The following is an 18,486-nucleotide window of genomic DNA, read 5'->3' on the forward strand; positions in this document are numbered from 1 at the left end:
TTTATTTCATTAATTTCTTAGATTTTTTAATAGCTTCATCAATTGTTCCAACCATATAAAAAGCTTGTTCTGGAATATTGTCTAATTCTCCGCTTGAAATCAAATGAAATCCATTTAATGTATCTTTTAAAGATACATATTTTCCGCTTTTTCCAGTAAATACTTCTGCAACATGAAATGGTTGAGATAAAAAACGTTGCATTTTTCGCGCACGTGCAACTAATAATTTATCTTCCGGAGATAATTCATCCATTCCTAATATAGAAATAATATCACGTAATTCTTTATAACGTTGTAATGTGCTTTGAACTAATCTAGCAATTTTATAATGTTTTTTTCCTACAATTAATGGATCTAATTGACGAGATGTAGAATCCAATGGATCAATTGCAGGATATATACCTAATGATGCAATATCTCGAGATAATACTACAGTAGAATCTAAATGAGCAAAAGTAGTTGCAGGAGATGGATCAGTTAAATCATCTGCTGGAACATAAACAGCTTGAATGGATGTAATAGATCCCTTTTTAGTGGAAGCAATACGTTCTTGTAAATAACCCATTTCCTCTGCTAAAGTAGGTTGATAACCAACTGCAGATGGCATTCGACCTAATAATGCTGATACCTCAGTTCCAGCTAATGTATAACGATAAATATTATCAATAAAAAATAATACATCCTTTCCTTCGTCTCTAAATCCTTCAGCAATTGTTAAACCAGTTAAAGCTACACGTAAACGATTACCAGATGGTTCGTTCATTTGACCATATACCATAGAAACTTTAGATTTTTCTGGTTTATCTAAATTAACTACTTTTGCTTCTATCATTTCATGATAAAAATCATTTCCTTCTCGTGTTCGTTCTCCGACCCCAGTAAATACAGACAATCCGCTATGAGCTTTTGCGATATTATTAATTAATTCCATCATATTAACAGTTTTTCCAACTCCTGCTCCCCCAAATAAACCTACTTTTCCTCCCTTAGAAAAGGGGCATATTAAATCAATTACTTTAATTCCTGTTTCTAATAATTCTTGAGATGAAGATAATTCTTCATATGAAGGTGGGGTACGATGAATAGAAGAAACATATTTGTTACTAATATTACCTTTTTCATCGATTGGATCACCAAGAACATTTATTATTCTACCTAATGTAGCCTTACCAACTGGTATCATAATAGGTTTACCTGTATTTTTTACTATAGTACCCCGACGTAAACCTTCGGATGTTCCAAGTACAATAGTTCGAACAATTCCATCGCCCAATTGTTGTTGTACTTCTAAAGTAAGTTCTGAATTTTCTATTTTCAAAGCATTATATATTTTAGGAACCATATTATGTGGAAATTCCACATCTACTACAGATCCAATGCACTGAATAATTTTACCATCAGACATTATCTTTATTCCTTTATAAAATTTTTTTTAAAACCTTTATATTCTTTTAAAAATTAAACCACAGAAGAACCACTAATAATTTCTGATAGTTCTTTAGTAATTGTTGCTTGTCTAGTTTTATTGTATATTAATTTTAATTCATCTATTATATAATCAGCATTTTCGCTAGCTGATTTCATTGCAATCATTCTAGAAACTTGTTCTGATGCTATATTTTCAGATATTGATTGATAAATTAATGCTTCAATATAACGAATAAATAGTTTATTAATTAAAACAAGAATATTTGTTTCGTAAATATAATATGAAGAATATTTATTTTTTATAGGAAAAGTTAAATATTTATCACTAAAAGGCAATAATTTAGAAATAGTTGCTTTTTGTTGTAATGTATTTATGAATTTAGTATATATTATATATATTGAATCAATAAGATTGTTTTTGTAATCTTTTACTAAAATTTTAATTAAGTTAGTTAATTTATTAAAATACAATATATCACCAATTTGTGTAATACATAATTTTGTTTTAATATTAATTTCATTTAAAAAATTTAATCCTTTTTGACCGATAACAAAAAAATCTATAAAATTACCTTTACTCTCTAATTCATTTATTTTTTTTATTAATATACGAAATATATTAGAATTTATTGAGCCACATAAACCCTTATCTGTTGTAATTAAAATAATAGCCACACGTTTTATTCTATTTTTTTTTTTAAAAAATAAATTTCTACACTCAAAATGAGTTTGTAATAAATTACAAATAATTCTTTTAATATTTACGCTATAAGGACGAGCCGCATGCATTCTATTTTGTGTTTTTCTCATTTTTGACGCAGAGACCATTTCCATAGCTTTAGTAATTTTTTTTGTATTTTTAATACTTTTAATTTTATTAAAAATATTTTTACTAGTAACCATAATTTAATTTATAAAATTATTTTTATATTTTAGCATCATAAGATTTCTTAAAATTTATTAAAATAGTAGTTAAGGAATCCTCTATATCTGCATTAAATTCATTTACATTTTTAATTTTTTCTAAAATAGAATTTTGACATGTTTTCATAAATTTATATAAAGAAGATTCAAAATTTAATATTTTTTTAATTTCTATATCATCTAAAAAACCTTTATTAATAGCAAATAATATTACAGCTATCAATGAAACAGGTAACGGAGAATATTGTTTTTGTTTTAATAATTCAGTTACTCGTGCACCACGATCAAGCTGCTTTCTAGTAACTAAATCTAAATCTGATGAAAATTGTGAAAATGCAGCCAATTCACGATATTGAGCTAAATCTGTGCGAATATTGCTAGATAATTTTTTAATGAATTTAATTTGTGCGGCACCACCAACTCTTGAAACAGAAATACCTGCATTAATTGCTGGACGAATACCAGAATTAAATAATGAAGAATCTAAAAAAATTTGACCATCAGTAATTGAGATTACATTAGTTGGAACAAATGCCGATATATCCCCCGCTTGTGTTTCAATAATCGGTATCGCTGTTAAAGATCCAGTTTTACCAGTTACTTTACCGTTTGTATAACTTTCTACATATTTAATATTTACTCTAGCTGAGCGTTCTAATAATCGACTATGTAAATAAAATATATCTCCAGGATAAGCCTCTCTTCCTGGTGGTCGTTTTAAGAGTAATGATATTTGACGATAAGCAACAGCTTGTTTAGATAAATCGTCATAAACAACTAATGCATCTTTTCCATGATCTCTAAAATATTCTCCAATAGTACAACCTGAATAAGCTGATATAAATTGCATAGAAGCAGAATCAGAAGCTGTTGCAGCTACAATAATAGTATATGGCATTGCTCCATATTTTTCTAATAAATTTGCGGTTTTTTTAATTGATGATATCTTTTGTCCAATAGCAACATAAATACAAGTAACATTTTTATTTTTTTGATTAATAATTATGTCTATTGCTATGGAAGATTTTCCAGTTTGTCTATCTCCAATAATTAATTCACGTTGACCTTTTCCAATTGGCACTATAGAATCTATTGCTTTAATACCTGTTTGCAGGGGTTCGGAGACTGATTGTCGAGAAATTACTCCGGGAGCAACTTTTTCAATTGGAGCAGTTAATTTTGTTTTAATTGGCCCTTTTCCGTCAATTGGATCACCAAGAGCATTAATGACTCGACCACATAATTCCGGGCCAATAGGAACTTCTAAAATACGTCCTGTACATTTAACTATATCACCTTCCGTAATATGCTCATATTTACCAAGAATAACTGCTCCTATAGAATCTCTTTCTAAATTTAAAGCCAAACCAAAAACATTACCAGGAAATTCTAACATTTCACCTTGCATTGCATTTGATAAACCATAAATTTGACAAATACCATCAAAAACAGATATTACTTTACCTTGATTATAAATTTCGGTAGTATTATTAAAATTTTTAATTTGCTCTTGAATTATCGTGCTAATTTCAGACGCATTAATTTTCATTATATAAACTCCAAAATATATTTTGTATTTTTAAAATTATTTAATGAATCATTAAAGTAGAATGTAATTTTTTTAATTTAGTATATATAGAAAAATCAAACACTTTATCTTTTATAATTAAACGTAATCCTCCAATTAAACTTTTATCAATAATTACTGATGCCCGTAATTTAAAATTAAATTTTTTTTCCAAGCAAAAAATTAAATCACTTAATTGTTCATTTGTCAAAGTATATGCGCTAACAATTTTAATATTATTTACATTTTCATATTTATTTTTCATAATATTAAATTGTATAATAATTTCTGGCAATAAAAATAAACGTTTTTTAATAACCAATATAGAAACAAAATTTTTTACATGATTATTAGAGTATTTTTTTAAAGCATTTGTAATAATTTTAATTAATTCTACATTTGGTAATACAGAATATTTTGAAAAAATTAAAATATTTGGATACTTAATAGATATTTTTTTAATTATTTTTTCTATTTTTGTAATTAATTTATTCCAAAATTCTATTTTTTTATAATCTTTAGCAAAGTTAAATAATGCTTTTGAATATGGTCGAGCAATAGTTGAAATATCAATCATTTATATTTTTTATAATTCTATTTTTAATTGATTTAATAAACTTGAATTAACTTCAATAGTAATTTTATTATTTAAAATTTTTTCAGCGCTTTTTATTGCTAAATTAACTATTTCATTATGTAAATTTTCACGCGCTATATTAATTTGTTTAATAATTTCTACTCTAGCGTTATAAAGAATAATATTAGCTTCTTCAGTTGCTTTTTTTTTAGATTTTTCAATAATTAATTTACATTGTTTTTCAGTTAAATTAATACGATTTTTATTTTCCTCATGAGTGGCTATTAATTCTTTTTGTATGCGTTTTCTATCATAAGATACTTTTTCTTTTTCAGAATTAGCTGCAGCTAATATATCTGCAATTTTTTTTTTTCTATCATCTAATGCTTTAATTAAAGGAGGCCAAATAAATTTTTTTGTAAAACCTATAAAAATAAAAAATACCAGAAATTGAATAAATAATGTTGCATTTAAATTCATATTAATTTCCTTTTAAAATAAATATAAAAATACAAAGTAAATATAAAAAAAATAAAAAAAATTTATAAAATTTTTATATAAATTTTTATCTAATAATAAATGGATTTGCAAAAGCAAATAACATGGCAATACCAACTCCAATTAAAAAAGCAGCATCAATCAAACCAGCAAGTAAAAATACTTTCGTTTGAAGAACATTTATTAACTCAGGTTGCCTAGCCGCTGCTTCAAGGTATTTTCCGCCCATAATAGCAATACCAAGACAAGCTCCAATAGCTCCTAAACCAATAATTAAACCACAGGATAAAGCTATAAATGAAAGATCAGTCATAATATAATTCCTATATAAAAATTAATTTTTCAAAGTATAAAAGAGAATCAAAAATTTTTTGTTAAATTGAATCATTGGTTTTAAATTTAATGACGTTCATGTGCTTGACCAATATAAACTAATGTTAACATCATAAAAATAAAGGCCTGTAATAATACAATTAAAATATGAAATATAGTCCATATTGAACCTATAATTGTATGTCCAATAAAACCAAAAACTGTTGAAATTGATCCTAATAATGCTATTAATAAAAATAACAATTCTCCAGCATACATATTTCCAAACAAACGCATACCTAATGAAATTGTTTTTGCTAAAAATTCAATTATATTGAGCAATAAATTAAATGGTGCTAACCATATACCAAAAGGAACTGAAAATATTTCATAAATAAATCCAAAAAATCCTTTAGTTTTAATGCTATAATATAAAATTAATATTAGTATTCCAAAAGAAATACCTAGAGTACCATTTAAATCAGCAGTTGGAACAATATGATGATAAGGAAATAGTTTTTCTAATCCAAATAATTTAAATATAAATGAGAATAAATCTACAGGAATAAAATCAAGTGAATTCATAAGCGTTATCCATATAAAAATTGTTAATGCTAATGGAGAAATAAATTCACGATTATTGCTATTATGTATGATAGATTTGGATTGATTTTCGATCATTTCTATAATAATTTCAATAAATGCTTGAAATCTAGAAGGAATATCAGAAGTTGCCTTATTTGCCGCAATATACATAATTAAACAACCAAAAATACCAGTAAATATAGACCAAAAAATAGTATCTATATTAAATATTGAAAAATCAATAATTTTTTTTTGATATGCTGTAGATAGATGATTAAGATGATGAGCAATATATTCTGATGCAATTCGAGCGTCAAGTAAAACTGCAGACATGATTTGGTATATAATTAACTAGTGAATAAAATAAGTATTGAAATAATTTATTTAAATATGAAATTATGTAATATAATATATAATATTATATACTGTAAAATTTACAAAATTATAAAGTTTAGTCAAACAACAGTCAAATACTAAATAATAATTTTTAATTATTTTAATATTTTTTTAAATATTTCTGATAATTTTACTGGATTAGCTTTATTATTACTAAGTTTTATCGCTTTCCCAATTAATGCATTTATTGCTTGTTTTTTACCAGAATAAAATTCTTTAATCAATTTAGAATTAGTAGATAATACAGTATCAACAATTTTTTCTAAAATAGAAGAATCAGAAATTTGATATAATTTATTAGTTTTAATAATATGATCCACGATACCAGGATCTAAAGATTTTTCTTGGCATATAATAAAAAATATATCTTTTGCAATTTTATTTGAAATTGTTCCATCAAAAATTCTTTTTAGCAAAAAAGAAAATTGTATTGGGGTAATTGGTAAATCATTAATATCATTATTTTGATTAATTTTAGGTATAATTTCTTTGATTAACCATCTAATAAGTAATTTAATTTTAGAAATATCGCTATGAATTATTGAATTTTCAAAAAAATATGCTATTTTTTTTGATTGCGTTAATTTTATAGCATAAAATTCAGATAAATTATAGTTAGCAATTATGCGTTCACGTATAACATTAGGTAGTTCTGGTATTGTAGATTTTATATATTTAACCCATTTATCTGAAATAAATAACGGAGGTAAATCTGGATCTGGAAAATAGCGGTAATCTTTTGAATTTTCTTTTTTTCTCATTAAAATTGTTTTTTTAATATCAGGATCATATCTACGAGTTTCTTGTGCAATAATATTATTATTTTCAAGTAACTTAATTTGACGATTTATTTCATAATTAATAGCCTCTTCCATGAAACGAAATGAGTTCAAATTTTTAATTTCATTACGTGTACCATATTCATTTTTATTAATCTTTTTAATAGATATATTAACATCACATCGAAATGATCCATTCTGCATATTTCCATCACAAATTCCAAGCCACATAACTAATGAATGCAAGCTTTTAGCGCAAGATACCGCCTCTTGAGCACTATGCATACTAGGTTGAGTTATAATTTCTAATAAAGGTATCCCAGCGCGATTAAAATCAATACCAGTTTTATCAGAATAATTTTTGTGCAATAATTTTCCAGCATCTTCTTCTAAATGAGCCTGAACAATTTCTGTAGAACCCCATTTTATTTTTTGTTTTTTTTCTTCTATTGGGAATAGGATATTTCCTCCTTTAATTAAAGGTAATTCAAGTTGACTAATTTGATAGCCTTTTGATAAATCTGGATAAAAATAGTTTTTACGAACAAATATTGAATATGGAGATATTTTTGCATTAATTGCTAATCCAAATTTAATAGCATACTCTACTGCTTTTTTATTAAGCACCGGTAAAACACCCGGTAACGCTAAATCAAATGGATTAATTTGAGTGTTTGCATTATAACCAAAACAAACTGGTGATTCGCTAAAAATTTTAGATTTAGTTAGTAGTTGTATGTGTATCTCAAGGCCAATTATAACCTCCCACTGCATATTTTTTCCTTATTATTTTCAAAATAAAATTTTTACATTTAATATTTTTAAAAAGTTTTTATAGTTTTGGTTTTTTAAGATGCCAGTCAGTAATATTTTGATATTGATGAGCTATATATAGTAATTGCGCTTCTTTAAAATAATTACCAATTATTTGTAATCCAATTGGTTTATTAACACTAAATCCACATGGAATAGACATTCCTGGTAATCCAGCTAAACTAGTTGATAAAGTAAAAATATCCGATAAATAATTAACAATCGGATCCCTTTTATTCCCAATATTCCAGGCAACTGTTGGTGATACTGGACCCATAATAACATCACAACTATTTGGACCGGTGAATATTTTTTGAAAATCTTCTGAAATTAATCTTCGAATACGTTGAGCTTGTAAATAATAAATGTTATAAAAATCACGCGATAATACATGTGAACCTATTAGAATACGTCTTTTTACCTCCTCTCCAAAACCTTCTGTTCGAGATTTTTTGTACATATCTACCAAATTTTTATAATTTTTAGAACGATAACCATATCGAACCCCATCAAAACGACTTAAATTAGATGCAGCTTCAGCGGGTGCAATAACATAATAAACAGGAATAGAAAGATTTGTTTTTGGCATAGAAATATCTACTAATTTAGCACCAAGTTTTTCAAATTCTTTTAATGCAGAATATATTCCATTTTGCACATCTGTATCTAAATTTACATTAAAAAATTCACGAGGCATACCAATTCGCAATCCTTTTATCCCCTTTGTATTTTTTTTTAATCCATAACTAAAATCTTCATTTTTTCTTTGTAAGCTAGTTGAATCACGTTTATCAAAACCGATCATAACATTTAAAAGCAATGCACAATCTTCTGCGGTTTTAGCTATTGGACCAGCTTGATCTAAAGAAGAAGCAAATGCTATCATACCATAACGAGATATACTTCCGTAAGTTGGTTTAATACCAGTTACACCACACAACGCAGCAGGTTGTCTAATGGATCCGCCTGTATCACTTGCTGTAGTAGCTGGAACTAATCTAGCGGCTACTGCTGCAGCAGATCCTCCTGATGATCCACCTGGAACAGCAGAATAATCCCAAGGATTTTTTACTGGACCAAAATATGAATTTTCGTTACTTGAACCCATAGCAAATTCATCGCAATTAAGTTTTCCAAGCATTACGGTACCAGCTTTTTTTAAACGTTCTACTATATCAGCATTAAATGGACTAATATAATTAGCTAACATTTTTGATCCAGCAGTAGTTTTCCAATGACGTGTAACAAAGATATCTTTATGTGCTATTGGAATACCTGTTAATTGCGTTAAATTATTACCGGATATTATTTTTTTTTCAGCAATATTTGCTTGCATTAATGTTAATTCTTCATCAACATGTATAAATGCATTTAGATTACTAGCTTTAATACGATCTAAAAAAATTTTTGTTAGTTCAATTACAGAAATTTTTTTATTTTTTAATAATAAAGACAATTCTTTAATAGTTTTGTTATACATGAATTTTTATTATTTTAATATAAATTAATAATTTTATAAATTTAAAAAAATTTTATTATTAAAAAATTTTCGGAACAATATATAAATTATCATGTATTATTGGTGCAAGATTTTGATAATTCTCAAAATAATTATTTTGAGTAGTTATATCTTCTCTTAAAAAAAGCATTTTTTCTTGAATCAATGAAGTAGGATAATAAAGTGGCTCAATGTTAGTTGTATCAATACTTTTGATTGATTTAATTAAAGAAAAAATAGCATTAATTTTTTCAAGAATATCATAAACTTGATTTTTATCTATATATAGATAAGATAAATTGGCGATAGATTCAATATCTAATACAGTTAAAGACATAATGCAAATATAGTTAAATAAAAATTTATTTGTTAATTATTATAATCTCAAAAAATAGATATAATATATTAAAGCTCAAAAGTTTTTAAAATTTAAATTTTAGTTTTAACTTTAGTCAAAACAAAATTATTTTTTTTAACCTTTTTTAAAAAATTTTAATAAAGTATTATATAAAATATATATTCTTATGTAAAGAAATATTACAAAATTAATCATTTTAAATGTTTAATTAATATTAAATAAATAACTTATTTATTAAACAACAATGCTTGTTTATACAATGCATTTTTCTTAATACCAGTTAAATTTGATAATAATTCTATTGTTTGTTTTAATGTTAATATTTTTAATAATGATTTTAATATATTATCTATTTTTTTATTATTATATACATTATTTATGTTATTTTTTAAAAATGTAGACTCAATTAATAAAACAAATTCACCTTTTTTATGATTATCTTTATTTAACCAATTCATAGCATCTTTTAAAAAACATCTATGAATTTTTTCAAATTTTTTGGTTAATTCTTGTGCAAATACAATTTGTCTCATTGGACCAAATATTTGTAATAATTCATGGACTGTTTTCATAATACGATGAGGCGCTTCATATAAAATCAAGGTTGATTTTGTATTTATTAATGAAATTAGTATTTCTTTACGTTTTTTTTTTTTAATAGGCAAAAAACCTAAAAAGTAGAAACTTTTATTTTTTAATCCACTAACACAGAAAGCAGTTATGACTGATGATGCACCTGGAATTGGTAATACTCTTAAACCAGCATTTTGTACGGCACTAATAATATGAGCCCCTGGGTCTGAAATAGTTGGTGTTCCACTATCAGAAACTAATGCAATACGTTCTTTATTCTTTAATTTAGTAATTATGGTGTTTGTTGCTTTATATTCATTATATTTATGAACAGAAAATAATATTTTTGATAAACCATATTGCATTATTAAATTATTAGTATTTCTAGTATCTTCGCATGCTATTGAATCAACAATACTAAGCACATATAAGGCTCGTAATGTAATATCAAAAATATTTCCAATAGGAGTAGCTAAAACATATAATGTAGAATGTGGATAGTTTTGTAATTTAATTTTATTAAAAAATGAAATATCTATCATAAAAATGTATGTTATTGAATATTGACAATATTATATAAAAATTTTTAAAAAAATATTTATATAACTTATGGTGCGGATAAAGGGATTTGAACCCATACGCTTATTTAGCACTAGACCCTAAATCTAGCGCGTCTACCAATTTCGCCATATCCGCTTTTAAAAAAAATAAAATAATAATTTTGAGGAAATTACATGTGCATATTTATTCTTAAATATTTATTATTAAGATATAAATGTTATTCATATTTTATTATAAATGTTTTTAAAGAAATATATTGGAATATATTTAATTATACTATTACATATTTATTATTTTTACAAATTTTTAATTAAAGTATTATTATTGGAACTATTTAAATATTAAATGAAATATCATTTACTTACAAAAAAACGTGTATTAACAGGAGATCGTCCTACGGGTCCATTGCATATTGGTCATTACTCTGGATCACTAAAAACTCGTATTGCATTACAGGATAAATATACTCAATTTATAATAATAGCTGACATGCAAGCTTTAACAGATAATGCCATTAATCCTATAAAAATTCGTCATGCAATTAATGAAGTTATGTTAGATTATTTATCAGTAGGAATTGATCCGGTTAAGAATATAATTTTTATTCAATCCATGATTCCTCAAATTTCTGAATTAACTATACTTTATTTAAATTTAGTAAATATTTCTCGAATAGCACGGAATCCAACTATTAAAAGTGAAATACAACAAAAAGGATTTGAAAAATCAATTCCGGCAGGGTTTTTTATTTATCCAATTAGTCAAGTAGCAGATATTACTATATTTGATGCAGATATTGTTCCTGTAGGCATTGATCAAGTACCAATGATTGAGCAAGCATGTGAAATTGTTGATACATTTAATAATATTTACGGAAAGAATACTTTAATAAGGCCAAAAGCTTTATTATCAAAAAACGGTAATCGTTTACCTGGAATAGATGGACATCATAAAATGTCTAAATCTCTTAAAAATGGAATTTATTTATCCGATAGTCCGGATAAAATTGTTAAAAAAATAAAAAACATGTACACTGATCCTAACCATTTACATATATCAGATCCAGGAAAAGTTGATGGAAATCCAGTATTTACATATTTAGATCAATTTGGAACTGATAAAAAAAAAATTGCCAATATGAAATATCACTATACCCAAGGTGGACTCGGAGATGTGACAATAAAAAAATATTTAATTGAAGTTATGCAAGATTTTTTATTTCCAATTAGAATAAAAAGAAAACAACTCTCTAAGGATAAAAAATATATACAAGATATATTAAAAATTGGATCAGAAAAAGCACAGGAAGAAGCGGAAAAAACATTAAAAAGAGTAAAAAATGCAATGAATATAGATTATTTTTAAATATTATAAATTTAAAATTTAAAAATTAATAAAAAAATTTTATAAAATCATTTGAAATAATCTCATTATTAATTAGTTTTGTTATATAAAATATAACAAAACTAATATTTTTAAAAAATTTATAAATAATAAGAATTTATAGTTATTTATAATTAGTAAAAATTTTTATTTAGTTTTAAATAAGTTTAAAAAATTTTTTTATCAAATTTAAAAAAAATTTTTAACTTTGTTTTTCCAAATTTTAGTTCTAGGATTATGTTTAAAATCACCCTCAAGAATAGAGGTTTCTAATGAACGCAAAAGCTTCTTTTGATATTCTGTTAATTGTACAGGAGTTTCTATAGTAACATGACAAAATAAATCTCCTGGAATTGAAGATCGTATATTTTTTATCCCCTTTCCACGTAAACGAAAAATTTTACCAGATTGTGTACCCTCTGGAATTACAAAAAAAGCCTTTCCATTAAGAGTAGGAGCCTCAATTTCTCCCCCAAGTGCTGCTGTTGAAAATGAAATTGGCATTTCATAATGAAGATCATCACCATCTCGTTCAAATACTTTATGTGGCTTAATATGAATTTCAATATAAAGATTTCCATTTGATCCACCATTCAAACCAGGCTCACCGTTTCCGGTAGAACGAATACGCATATTATTTTCTATTCCAGCTGGGATTTTAACTTCTAATGTTTTATTACGTTTTATTCTACCAATTCCATTACAATCTAAACAAGGATGAGGAATAACTTTTCCTGCACCCTGACATTTCGAACAAGTTTGTTGGATACTAAAAAATCCTTGCTGCATTCTTACTTGCCCTTGCCCTGAGCATGTAAAACAAGAAATAGGTGAAGTTCCTTTTTTAGCACCATTACCATAGCAAGATTTGCATATATCCCATGATGGAACTCTAATGGAAGTATTAAAACCATAAGCGGCTTGCTCTAAGGTAATTTCAAGATTATAACGTAAATCTTTTCCGTTTGAACCCTTGTTATTGTTATCACGGTCACGATTAGAGCCAAAAATATCTCCAAAAATATCTCCAAATGCATCAGCAAAATTACTTGCCTCTGCAGAAGCGCTGCTCCCGCTCATGTTTGGATCAATACCTGCGTGTCCATATTGATCATAAATGATACGTTTCTCAGAATCCGATAATACTTCATATGCCTCTTTAATTTCTTTAAATTTTTCTTCAGCATTTTTATTATTAGGATTTCTATCTGGATGATATTTCATAGCTAATTTTCTATAAGCTCTTTTAATTTCATTCTCAGAAGCATTTTTTTTTAAATTTAATATTTTATAAAAATCACGTTTCGCCATATTTTTCACAAATCCCAATAATTATTTTAAATTAAAAATATATTTATTTAATTACCAAAATGACAAAACAGTCATTTTGGTAATTTTATATAAAATAAATAAAAGAATATAAAATATTATTTTACATAAAATACTATTTTACTTCTTTAAAGTCAGCGTCAACAACATTATCATTTTTTGTATTATTTTTATTACTATTACAATCATTATTGGATGTTGTAGTATTTTTCTGTGTATCTGTATATTTTTTTTCATTTAATTTTTGAGAGACAGATAATAATGCGGTAGATTTAGAATCAATAACAGATTTGTCATTATTTTTTAAAGCTTTTTCAAGTTCATCAATAGCTATTTTAATTTTTTCTTTCTCTGATTCATTTAACTTATTATCATATTCACTTAAAGATTTTTTTGTTGAATGAATAAGTGATTCTCCATGATTTCGAGATTCAGCTAATTCTCTTAAGCGCTTATCTTCTTCCGCATTAGCTTCGGCACTTTGTACCATTTTTTTTATTTCTTCTTCAGTTAAACCAGAATTAGCTTTAATTGTAATTTTATTTTCTTTACCAGTCTTTTTATCTTTAGCAGTAACATGCAAAATACCATTTGCATCTATATCAAAAGTTACTTCAATTTGCGGTATACCACGTAATGCTGGTGGGATACCTTCTAAATTAAACTCTCCTAAAATTTTATTTCCAGAGACCATTTCTCTTTCGCCTTGATATACTTTTACTGTTACAGCTGGCTGATTATCTTCAGCGGTAGAAAAAACCTGACTAAATTTTGTTGGAATAGTGGTATTTTTCTTGATCATTTTAGTCATTATACCACCCATAGTTTCAATACCCAAAGACAAAGGAGTTACATCCAATAATAATAAATCTTTTCGATCTCCAGATAACACTGATCCTTGAATTGCGGCACCAACAGCTACAGCTTCATCTGGATTTATGTCACGACGAGGATCTTTTCCAAAAAATTCTTTTACTTTTTCTTGTACTTTAGGCATTCGAGTCATGCCACCAACTAAAATAATATCATTAATGTCTGATACCTTAATTCCAGCATCTTTAATTGCAATACGACATGGTTCAATAGTTCGTGTAATTAATTCATCAACAAGTAATTCTAATTTAGCGCGAGTAATCTTTAAATTTAAATGAACTGGAGCACCATTAGACATAGCAATATAAGGTTCATTAATTTCAGTTTGTTTTGATGAAGATAATTCGATTTTAGCGCGTTCTGCTGAAGCTTTTATTCTTTGTAATGCAATAGAATCTTTTCGTAAATCTATTCCGTTAATTTTATTAAATTCATCTAAAATATAATCTATAATACGCTGATCAAAATCCTCACCCCCTAAAAAAGTATCACCATTTGTTGATAATACCTCAAATTGTTTTTCACCATCTACATCAGCTATTTCAATAATAGATACATCAAAGGTTCCACCACCTAAATCATATACAACAATATTACGATCACTTTTCCCTGATTTATCAAGACCAAACGCAAGTGCCGCAGCAGTAGGTTCGTTTATAATTCTTTTTACTTCTAATCCAGCAATACGACCAGCATCTTTAGTTGCTTGACGCTGAGCATCATTAAAATACGCCGGGACAGTAATAACAGCCTCAGTTATTTCTCCTCCTAAATAATCTTCAGCGGTTTTTTTCATTTTACGTAATACCTCAGCTGAAATTTGCGGAGGAGCTAATTTTTTCCCTCGAACAGAAATCCATGCATCACCATTATCTGCTTTTACAATTTTATATGGCATTAAAGAAATATCTTTTTGAACTTCTTTTTCATCAAATTTACGACCAATTAATCGTTTTGCAGCATAAATTGTATTTTTTGGATTAGTAACTGCTTGACGTTTAGCTGGGGCCCCAACTAGTATTTCACCGTTTTCTTGATAAGCAATAACAGAAGGTGTGGTACGAGCACCTTCAGAATTTTCAATTACTTTAGGTTGACTACCTTCTATTATTGATACACATGAATTAGTTGTGCCTAAATCAATACCAATAATTTTACTCATAATTCTTCCTTTTAATATTTAATTTAAAATTATTTATTGCGCAACAGTAACAAGAGCTGGACGTAATAATCTTTCAGAAATTAAATATCCTTTTTGTAAAACTTCTACAATAGTATTTGGTTCTTGTTCTGCTGAAATTGTTGATACTGCTTGATGCTTCATTGGATCAAGTTTATCTCCAATTATAGGATTAATTTCTAATAAATTATTTTTTTTAAATACAGAAGATAATTGTTTTAATGTTATTTCCACACCTTTTTTTAGAGACTCAATAGATGGAGTTTCAACATTTAATGCCATTTCTAAACTATCTTTTACTGACAACAACTCTTTTGCAAAATTTTCAATAGAAAATTTATACGCGCGTGCAAGATCCTCTTGAGATCTTCGTCTAATATTTTCAGATTCAGCTTTAGCTCGAAGATAAGCGTCTTGCATATAAGAGGCCTTTATTTCTGCGGTATTTAATTTTTTTTTAAGCTCATTTTCGACTGTTTTATCTTCTTCTTTACTTTCGACTGTTTTATCTTCTTCTTTACTTTCGACTGTTTTATCTTCTTCTTTACTTTCGACTGTTTTATCTTCTTCTTTACTTTCGACTGTTTTATCTTCTTCTTTACTTTCGACTGTTTTATTTAAAAATTCTTTTTTTTTAAAACTAGAATTTTTTATTTTTTCAAAAGTATTTATTTTTTCTTTTTTTTCATTATTTTTCATTTAAAATCCTAACTAAATCAATAAATACTAAACTCTAGTATTGAGGTGGTTATAACTTATTTCAAGGGCTATAAAATTAAAATTTTAAATATTTATAAATTATTATTTTTTTTAAAAATTTTATAAAATAATATACTATTCTTATAACATTCTTTATAATATAAAATTTTAATAAAACAATGAAAATAAATTGGATTACGCGTTTAAAAGAAAGTTTATCTAAAACTGCTTGTAACTTAAAATCTTTGATTGTGAATAAAAAAATTGATAAAAATTTATATAATGAACTTGAATCAGATTTATTAAAAGCAGATGTTGGATTTGAAACTACACAATTTTTGTTAAGTGAATTAAAAAAAATTATATACTCAAAAAAATTATTTAACACAGAACAAGTTAGAAATGTTTTACATAATTTATTAGTAAACTTATTGAAATCATTAGAAAAACCATTAATTTTTAAAAAATGTAAACCATTTGTAATAATGATAGTTGGAGTAAATGGAGTAGGTAAAACTACTACAATTGGTAAATTAGCGAATTATTTTAAAAAACGTAAAAAATCGGTATTATTAGCCGCTTGTGATACTTTTCGCGCAGCTGCATATGAACAATTATTAATTTTAGGAAAATATAATGATGTTCCTGTGATATCCGAAAAAAAAATTACTGATCCTGCCGCAATAGCTTTTAATGCGATAAATATAGCACAAAAAAAAAATACTGATATCGTAATAGTAGATACATCTGGTAGATTATCAACTCAATCTCATTTAATGAGGGAATTAAAAAAAATTAAAAAAGTAATTGAAAAAAAAATATTTGAATTACCATATGAAATTTTTTTAATAATTGATGGAAATACAGGTCAAAACACATTATCTCAAATAAAAGAATTTTCTAAAATTTTACGTATTACTGGTTTAATAATTACAAAATTAGATGGTACTACAAAAGGGGGTATATTAGCTGCGATTGCAAAAAAATATTCTATACCTTTATATTTTATAGGTATTGGAGAAAAAATTGAAGACTTACAAATATTTAATGCAGTAGATTTTGTAAATGCCTTATTAAATCAAAATTAATGAAATAAAAATTTATATTATATTAACTTGATAAAATTATTATTAATTTAAATAATGAAACCCATGGGTCTCTATAATAAGATTTAATATGCATTCCTTTAAGTTCTTTATCAATTTGAACTATTTCATAAAATGCATATTTTAAAATATCTAAAGACAATCTTTTTAATGCTATTTCTATTAAAGATTGATATTTTATATAAATATGATATTTTTCAAATAAATTTTTTAAAGATTTGCCATTATTAATCGCAGTTTTAAATTTAAGTAAAATACAAATTTCTTGTGTAATAACCCATAATATTAATGGAAAAGTTTCATTTTCATTTTTTAAGTCCTGAAGAATTAATATTAAACGAATTAAATCTCCGTTTAATATATTTTCTTTAATACTAAATATATTATATTTTGCAGCTTTTGATATGGAATTTTTTACTTGTTGAAATGTAAGAGTTCCTGGTCCATATAAAAAAAATAATTTTATTATTTCTTGATTTGCTGCTAATAAATTACCCTCAACTTGTTCAGTAATAAAATTTAATGTTTTTTTATCAATATTTTGTTGTTGAGAAATTAATCTAGAATTAATCCATTTTGGTAAATCAATTATTTTAATAGAAGGTATTTCTATAAATGTAAAATTATTTTTTAATAATTGTATCCAGGTTTTTTTTTGTGATAATAAATCCAATTTCGGTAAATTTATAATTGTTATATTATTTTTATTTAAATTATTAATATATTTTTCTAATATACATTCTCCTGTTTTACTAATTTGTTTTATGTTGGATATACGCAATTCAATTATCTTTTTATTATAAAATAATGATAATTCTTGATTTATTTTTAATAATTCATCCCACTTAAATAAGTAATCAATTGTTAAAATATTTCTTTCATGAAATCCATAATGTTTAACATGTTTTCGAATTTTATCAGAAGCTTCTTGTAAAAAAAGATATTCATTACTTGATATAGTATATATTGGTGATAAATTTTTAGAATTTATAAGATATTTATCTAATAATTCTATATTTCTTAGAAACATTTAGGTATCCTATTTAT

At 25.5% G+C, this 18,486-nt stretch carries 17 protein-coding genes and 1 tRNA gene; 2 read left to right on the top strand and 16 right to left on the bottom strand.

Annotation, left to right across the window (positions count from 1 at the left end; translation table 11 throughout):
- Nucleotide 1 precedes the first annotated feature (1 nt).
- From atpD to SSDC_RS01145, 12 genes are all read right to left on the bottom strand, one after another.
- A complete protein-coding gene (atpD, locus tag SSDC_RS01090) occupies nt 2-1,405 on the bottom strand; it encodes a F0F1 ATP synthase subunit beta (protein ID WP_020915475.1) in 1,404 nt (467 codons plus the stop codon).
- A gap of 53 nt (nt 1,406-1,458) precedes the next feature.
- The gene (gene atpG, locus SSDC_RS01095; protein WP_020915476.1) at nt 1,459-2,331 is read right to left on the bottom strand and encodes an ATP synthase F1 subunit gamma; all 873 of its coding nucleotides are present in this window, start codon (nt 2,329-2,331) and stop codon (nt 1,459-1,461) included.
- A gap of 22 nt (nt 2,332-2,353) precedes the next feature.
- On the bottom strand, nt 2,354-3,901 hold the full coding sequence (atpA, locus tag SSDC_RS01100; RefSeq protein ID WP_020915477.1) for a F0F1 ATP synthase subunit alpha: 1,548 nt from the start codon (nt 3,899-3,901) through the stop codon (nt 2,354-2,356).
- Between the two features lie 40 nt (nt 3,902-3,941).
- Complete coding sequence (locus SSDC_RS01105; RefSeq protein ID WP_020915478.1) at nt 3,942-4,496, bottom strand: F0F1 ATP synthase subunit delta; 555 nt, start codon at nt 4,494-4,496, stop codon at nt 3,942-3,944.
- Between the two features lie 9 nt (nt 4,497-4,505).
- The gene (locus SSDC_RS01110; protein ID WP_020915479.1) at nt 4,506-4,976 is read right to left on the bottom strand and encodes a F0F1 ATP synthase subunit B; all 471 of its coding nucleotides are present in this window, start codon (nt 4,974-4,976) and stop codon (nt 4,506-4,508) included.
- Nucleotides 4,977-5,061: 85 nt separating this feature from the next.
- Nucleotides 5,062-5,307 (bottom strand): F0F1 ATP synthase subunit C, encoded by a 246-nt coding sequence (atpE, locus tag SSDC_RS01115; RefSeq protein WP_020915480.1) that lies wholly within the window; start codon nt 5,305-5,307, stop codon nt 5,062-5,064.
- An 86-nt stretch (nt 5,308-5,393) separates the two neighbouring features.
- Nucleotides 5,394-6,224: a F0F1 ATP synthase subunit A gene (gene atpB / locus SSDC_RS01120; RefSeq protein WP_020915481.1), complete on the bottom strand. Its 831-nt coding sequence runs from the start codon at nt 6,222-6,224 to the stop codon at nt 5,394-5,396.
- 158 nt (nt 6,225-6,382) lie between these two features.
- On the bottom strand, nt 6,383-7,840 hold the full coding sequence (gene gatB, locus SSDC_RS01125) for an Asp-tRNA(Asn)/Glu-tRNA(Gln) amidotransferase subunit GatB (protein ID WP_020915482.1): 1,458 nt from the start codon (nt 7,838-7,840) through the stop codon (nt 6,383-6,385).
- Between the two features lie 58 nt (nt 7,841-7,898).
- Nucleotides 7,899-9,359, bottom strand: a complete 1,461-nt coding sequence (gatA, locus tag SSDC_RS01130) for an Asp-tRNA(Asn)/Glu-tRNA(Gln) amidotransferase subunit GatA (RefSeq protein WP_020915483.1) — start codon at nt 9,357-9,359, stop codon at nt 7,899-7,901.
- Between the two features lie 58 nt (nt 9,360-9,417).
- Nucleotides 9,418-9,714, bottom strand: a complete 297-nt coding sequence (gene gatC / locus SSDC_RS01135) for an Asp-tRNA(Asn)/Glu-tRNA(Gln) amidotransferase subunit GatC (protein ID WP_020915484.1) — start codon at nt 9,712-9,714, stop codon at nt 9,418-9,420.
- Between the two features lie 248 nt (nt 9,715-9,962).
- Entirely contained in the window at nt 9,963-10,850 is an 888-nt protein-coding gene (gene rsmI, locus SSDC_RS01140) for a 16S rRNA (cytidine(1402)-2'-O)-methyltransferase (protein WP_020915485.1), read from the bottom strand.
- A 68-nt stretch (nt 10,851-10,918) separates the two neighbouring features.
- A tRNA-Leu gene (locus SSDC_RS01145) sits at nt 10,919-11,004 on the bottom strand.
- Between the two features lie 210 nt (nt 11,005-11,214).
- On the opposite strand from SSDC_RS01145, the gene trpS reads away from it, so the two are divergent.
- Nucleotides 11,215-12,234 carry a tryptophan--tRNA ligase gene (trpS, locus tag SSDC_RS01150; RefSeq protein ID WP_020915487.1) on the top strand — a complete coding sequence of 340 codons (1,020 nt, stop codon included), beginning with the start codon at nt 11,215-11,217 and terminating at the stop codon, nt 12,232-12,234.
- Nucleotides 12,235-12,441: 207 nt separating this feature from the next.
- Here trpS and dnaJ read toward each other — a convergent pair whose 3' ends face one another.
- The 3 genes from dnaJ to grpE all read right to left on the bottom strand — a co-directional run bounded on the left by dnaJ (nt 12,442) and on the right by grpE (nt 16,333).
- Entirely contained in the window at nt 12,442-13,563 is a 1,122-nt protein-coding gene (gene dnaJ, locus SSDC_RS01155; RefSeq protein WP_020915488.1) for a molecular chaperone DnaJ, read from the bottom strand.
- Nucleotides 13,564-13,696: 133 nt separating this feature from the next.
- Nucleotides 13,697-15,616 (bottom strand): molecular chaperone DnaK, encoded by a 1,920-nt coding sequence (dnaK, locus tag SSDC_RS01160; RefSeq protein ID WP_020915489.1) that lies wholly within the window; start codon nt 15,614-15,616, stop codon nt 13,697-13,699.
- Nucleotides 15,617-15,649: 33 nt separating this feature from the next.
- On the bottom strand, nt 15,650-16,333 hold the full coding sequence (grpE, locus tag SSDC_RS01165) for a nucleotide exchange factor GrpE (RefSeq protein WP_020915490.1): 684 nt from the start codon (nt 16,331-16,333) through the stop codon (nt 15,650-15,652).
- 179 nt (nt 16,334-16,512) lie between these two features.
- Here grpE and ftsY point away from each other — a divergent pair, with 179 nt between their 5' ends.
- A complete protein-coding gene (ftsY, locus tag SSDC_RS01170) occupies nt 16,513-17,421 on the top strand; it encodes a signal recognition particle-docking protein FtsY (protein WP_020915491.1) in 909 nt (302 codons plus the stop codon).
- Nucleotides 17,422-17,443: 22 nt separating this feature from the next.
- Here ftsY and holA read toward each other — a convergent pair whose 3' ends face one another.
- The gene (gene holA / locus SSDC_RS01175) at nt 17,444-18,469 is read right to left on the bottom strand and encodes a DNA polymerase III subunit delta (RefSeq protein ID WP_020915492.1); all 1,026 of its coding nucleotides are present in this window, start codon (nt 18,467-18,469) and stop codon (nt 17,444-17,446) included.
- Nucleotides 18,470-18,486 lie beyond the last annotated feature (17 nt).

The organism is Candidatus Profftella armatura, from assembly GCF_000441555.1.
Lineage (GTDB): Bacteria > Pseudomonadota > Gammaproteobacteria > Burkholderiales > Burkholderiaceae > Profftella > Profftella armatura.

Bases quoted from the DNA above. Each gene is read 5' to 3' on its own strand.
- gatB (WP_020915482.1), bottom strand. From the start codon at position 7,840: ATGCAGTGGGAGGTTATAATTGGCCTTGAGATACACATACAACTACTA.
- gatC (WP_020915484.1), bottom strand. From the start codon at position 9,714: ATGTCTTTAACTGTATTAGATATTGAATCTATCGCCAATTTATCTTAT.
- ftsY (WP_020915491.1), top strand. From the start codon at position 16,513: ATGAAAATAAATTGGATTACGCGTTTAAAAGAAAGTTTATCTAAAACT.
- dnaJ (WP_020915488.1), bottom strand. From the start codon at position 13,563: ATGGCGAAACGTGATTTTTATAAAATATTAAATTTAAAAAAAAATGCT.
- atpB (WP_020915481.1), bottom strand. From the start codon at position 6,224: ATGTCTGCAGTTTTACTTGACGCTCGAATTGCATCAGAATATATTGCT.
- grpE (WP_020915490.1), bottom strand. From the start codon at position 16,333: ATGAAAAATAATGAAAAAAAAGAAAAAATAAATACTTTTGAAAAAATA.
- rsmI (WP_020915485.1), bottom strand. From the start codon at position 10,850: ATGATAGATATTTCATTTTTTAATAAAATTAAATTACAAAACTATCCA.
- trpS (WP_020915487.1), top strand. From the start codon at position 11,215: ATGAAATATCATTTACTTACAAAAAAACGTGTATTAACAGGAGATCGT.
- atpA (WP_020915477.1), bottom strand. From the start codon at position 3,901: ATGAAAATTAATGCGTCTGAAATTAGCACGATAATTCAAGAGCAAATT.
- SSDC_RS01110 (WP_020915479.1), bottom strand. From the start codon at position 4,976: ATGAATTTAAATGCAACATTATTTATTCAATTTCTGGTATTTTTTATT.
- atpE (WP_020915480.1), bottom strand. From the start codon at position 5,307: ATGACTGATCTTTCATTTATAGCTTTATCCTGTGGTTTAATTATTGGT.
- gatA (WP_020915483.1), bottom strand. From the start codon at position 9,359: ATGTATAACAAAACTATTAAAGAATTGTCTTTATTATTAAAAAATAAA.
- atpG (WP_020915476.1), bottom strand. From the start codon at position 2,331: ATGGTTACTAGTAAAAATATTTTTAATAAAATTAAAAGTATTAAAAAT.
- dnaK (WP_020915489.1), bottom strand. From the start codon at position 15,616: ATGAGTAAAATTATTGGTATTGATTTAGGCACAACTAATTCATGTGTA.
- holA (WP_020915492.1), bottom strand. From the start codon at position 18,469: ATGTTTCTAAGAAATATAGAATTATTAGATAAATATCTTATAAATTCT.
- atpD (WP_020915475.1), bottom strand. From the start codon at position 1,405: ATGTCTGATGGTAAAATTATTCAGTGCATTGGATCTGTAGTAGATGTG.
- SSDC_RS01105 (WP_020915478.1), bottom strand. From the start codon at position 4,496: ATGATTGATATTTCAACTATTGCTCGACCATATTCAAAAGCATTATTT.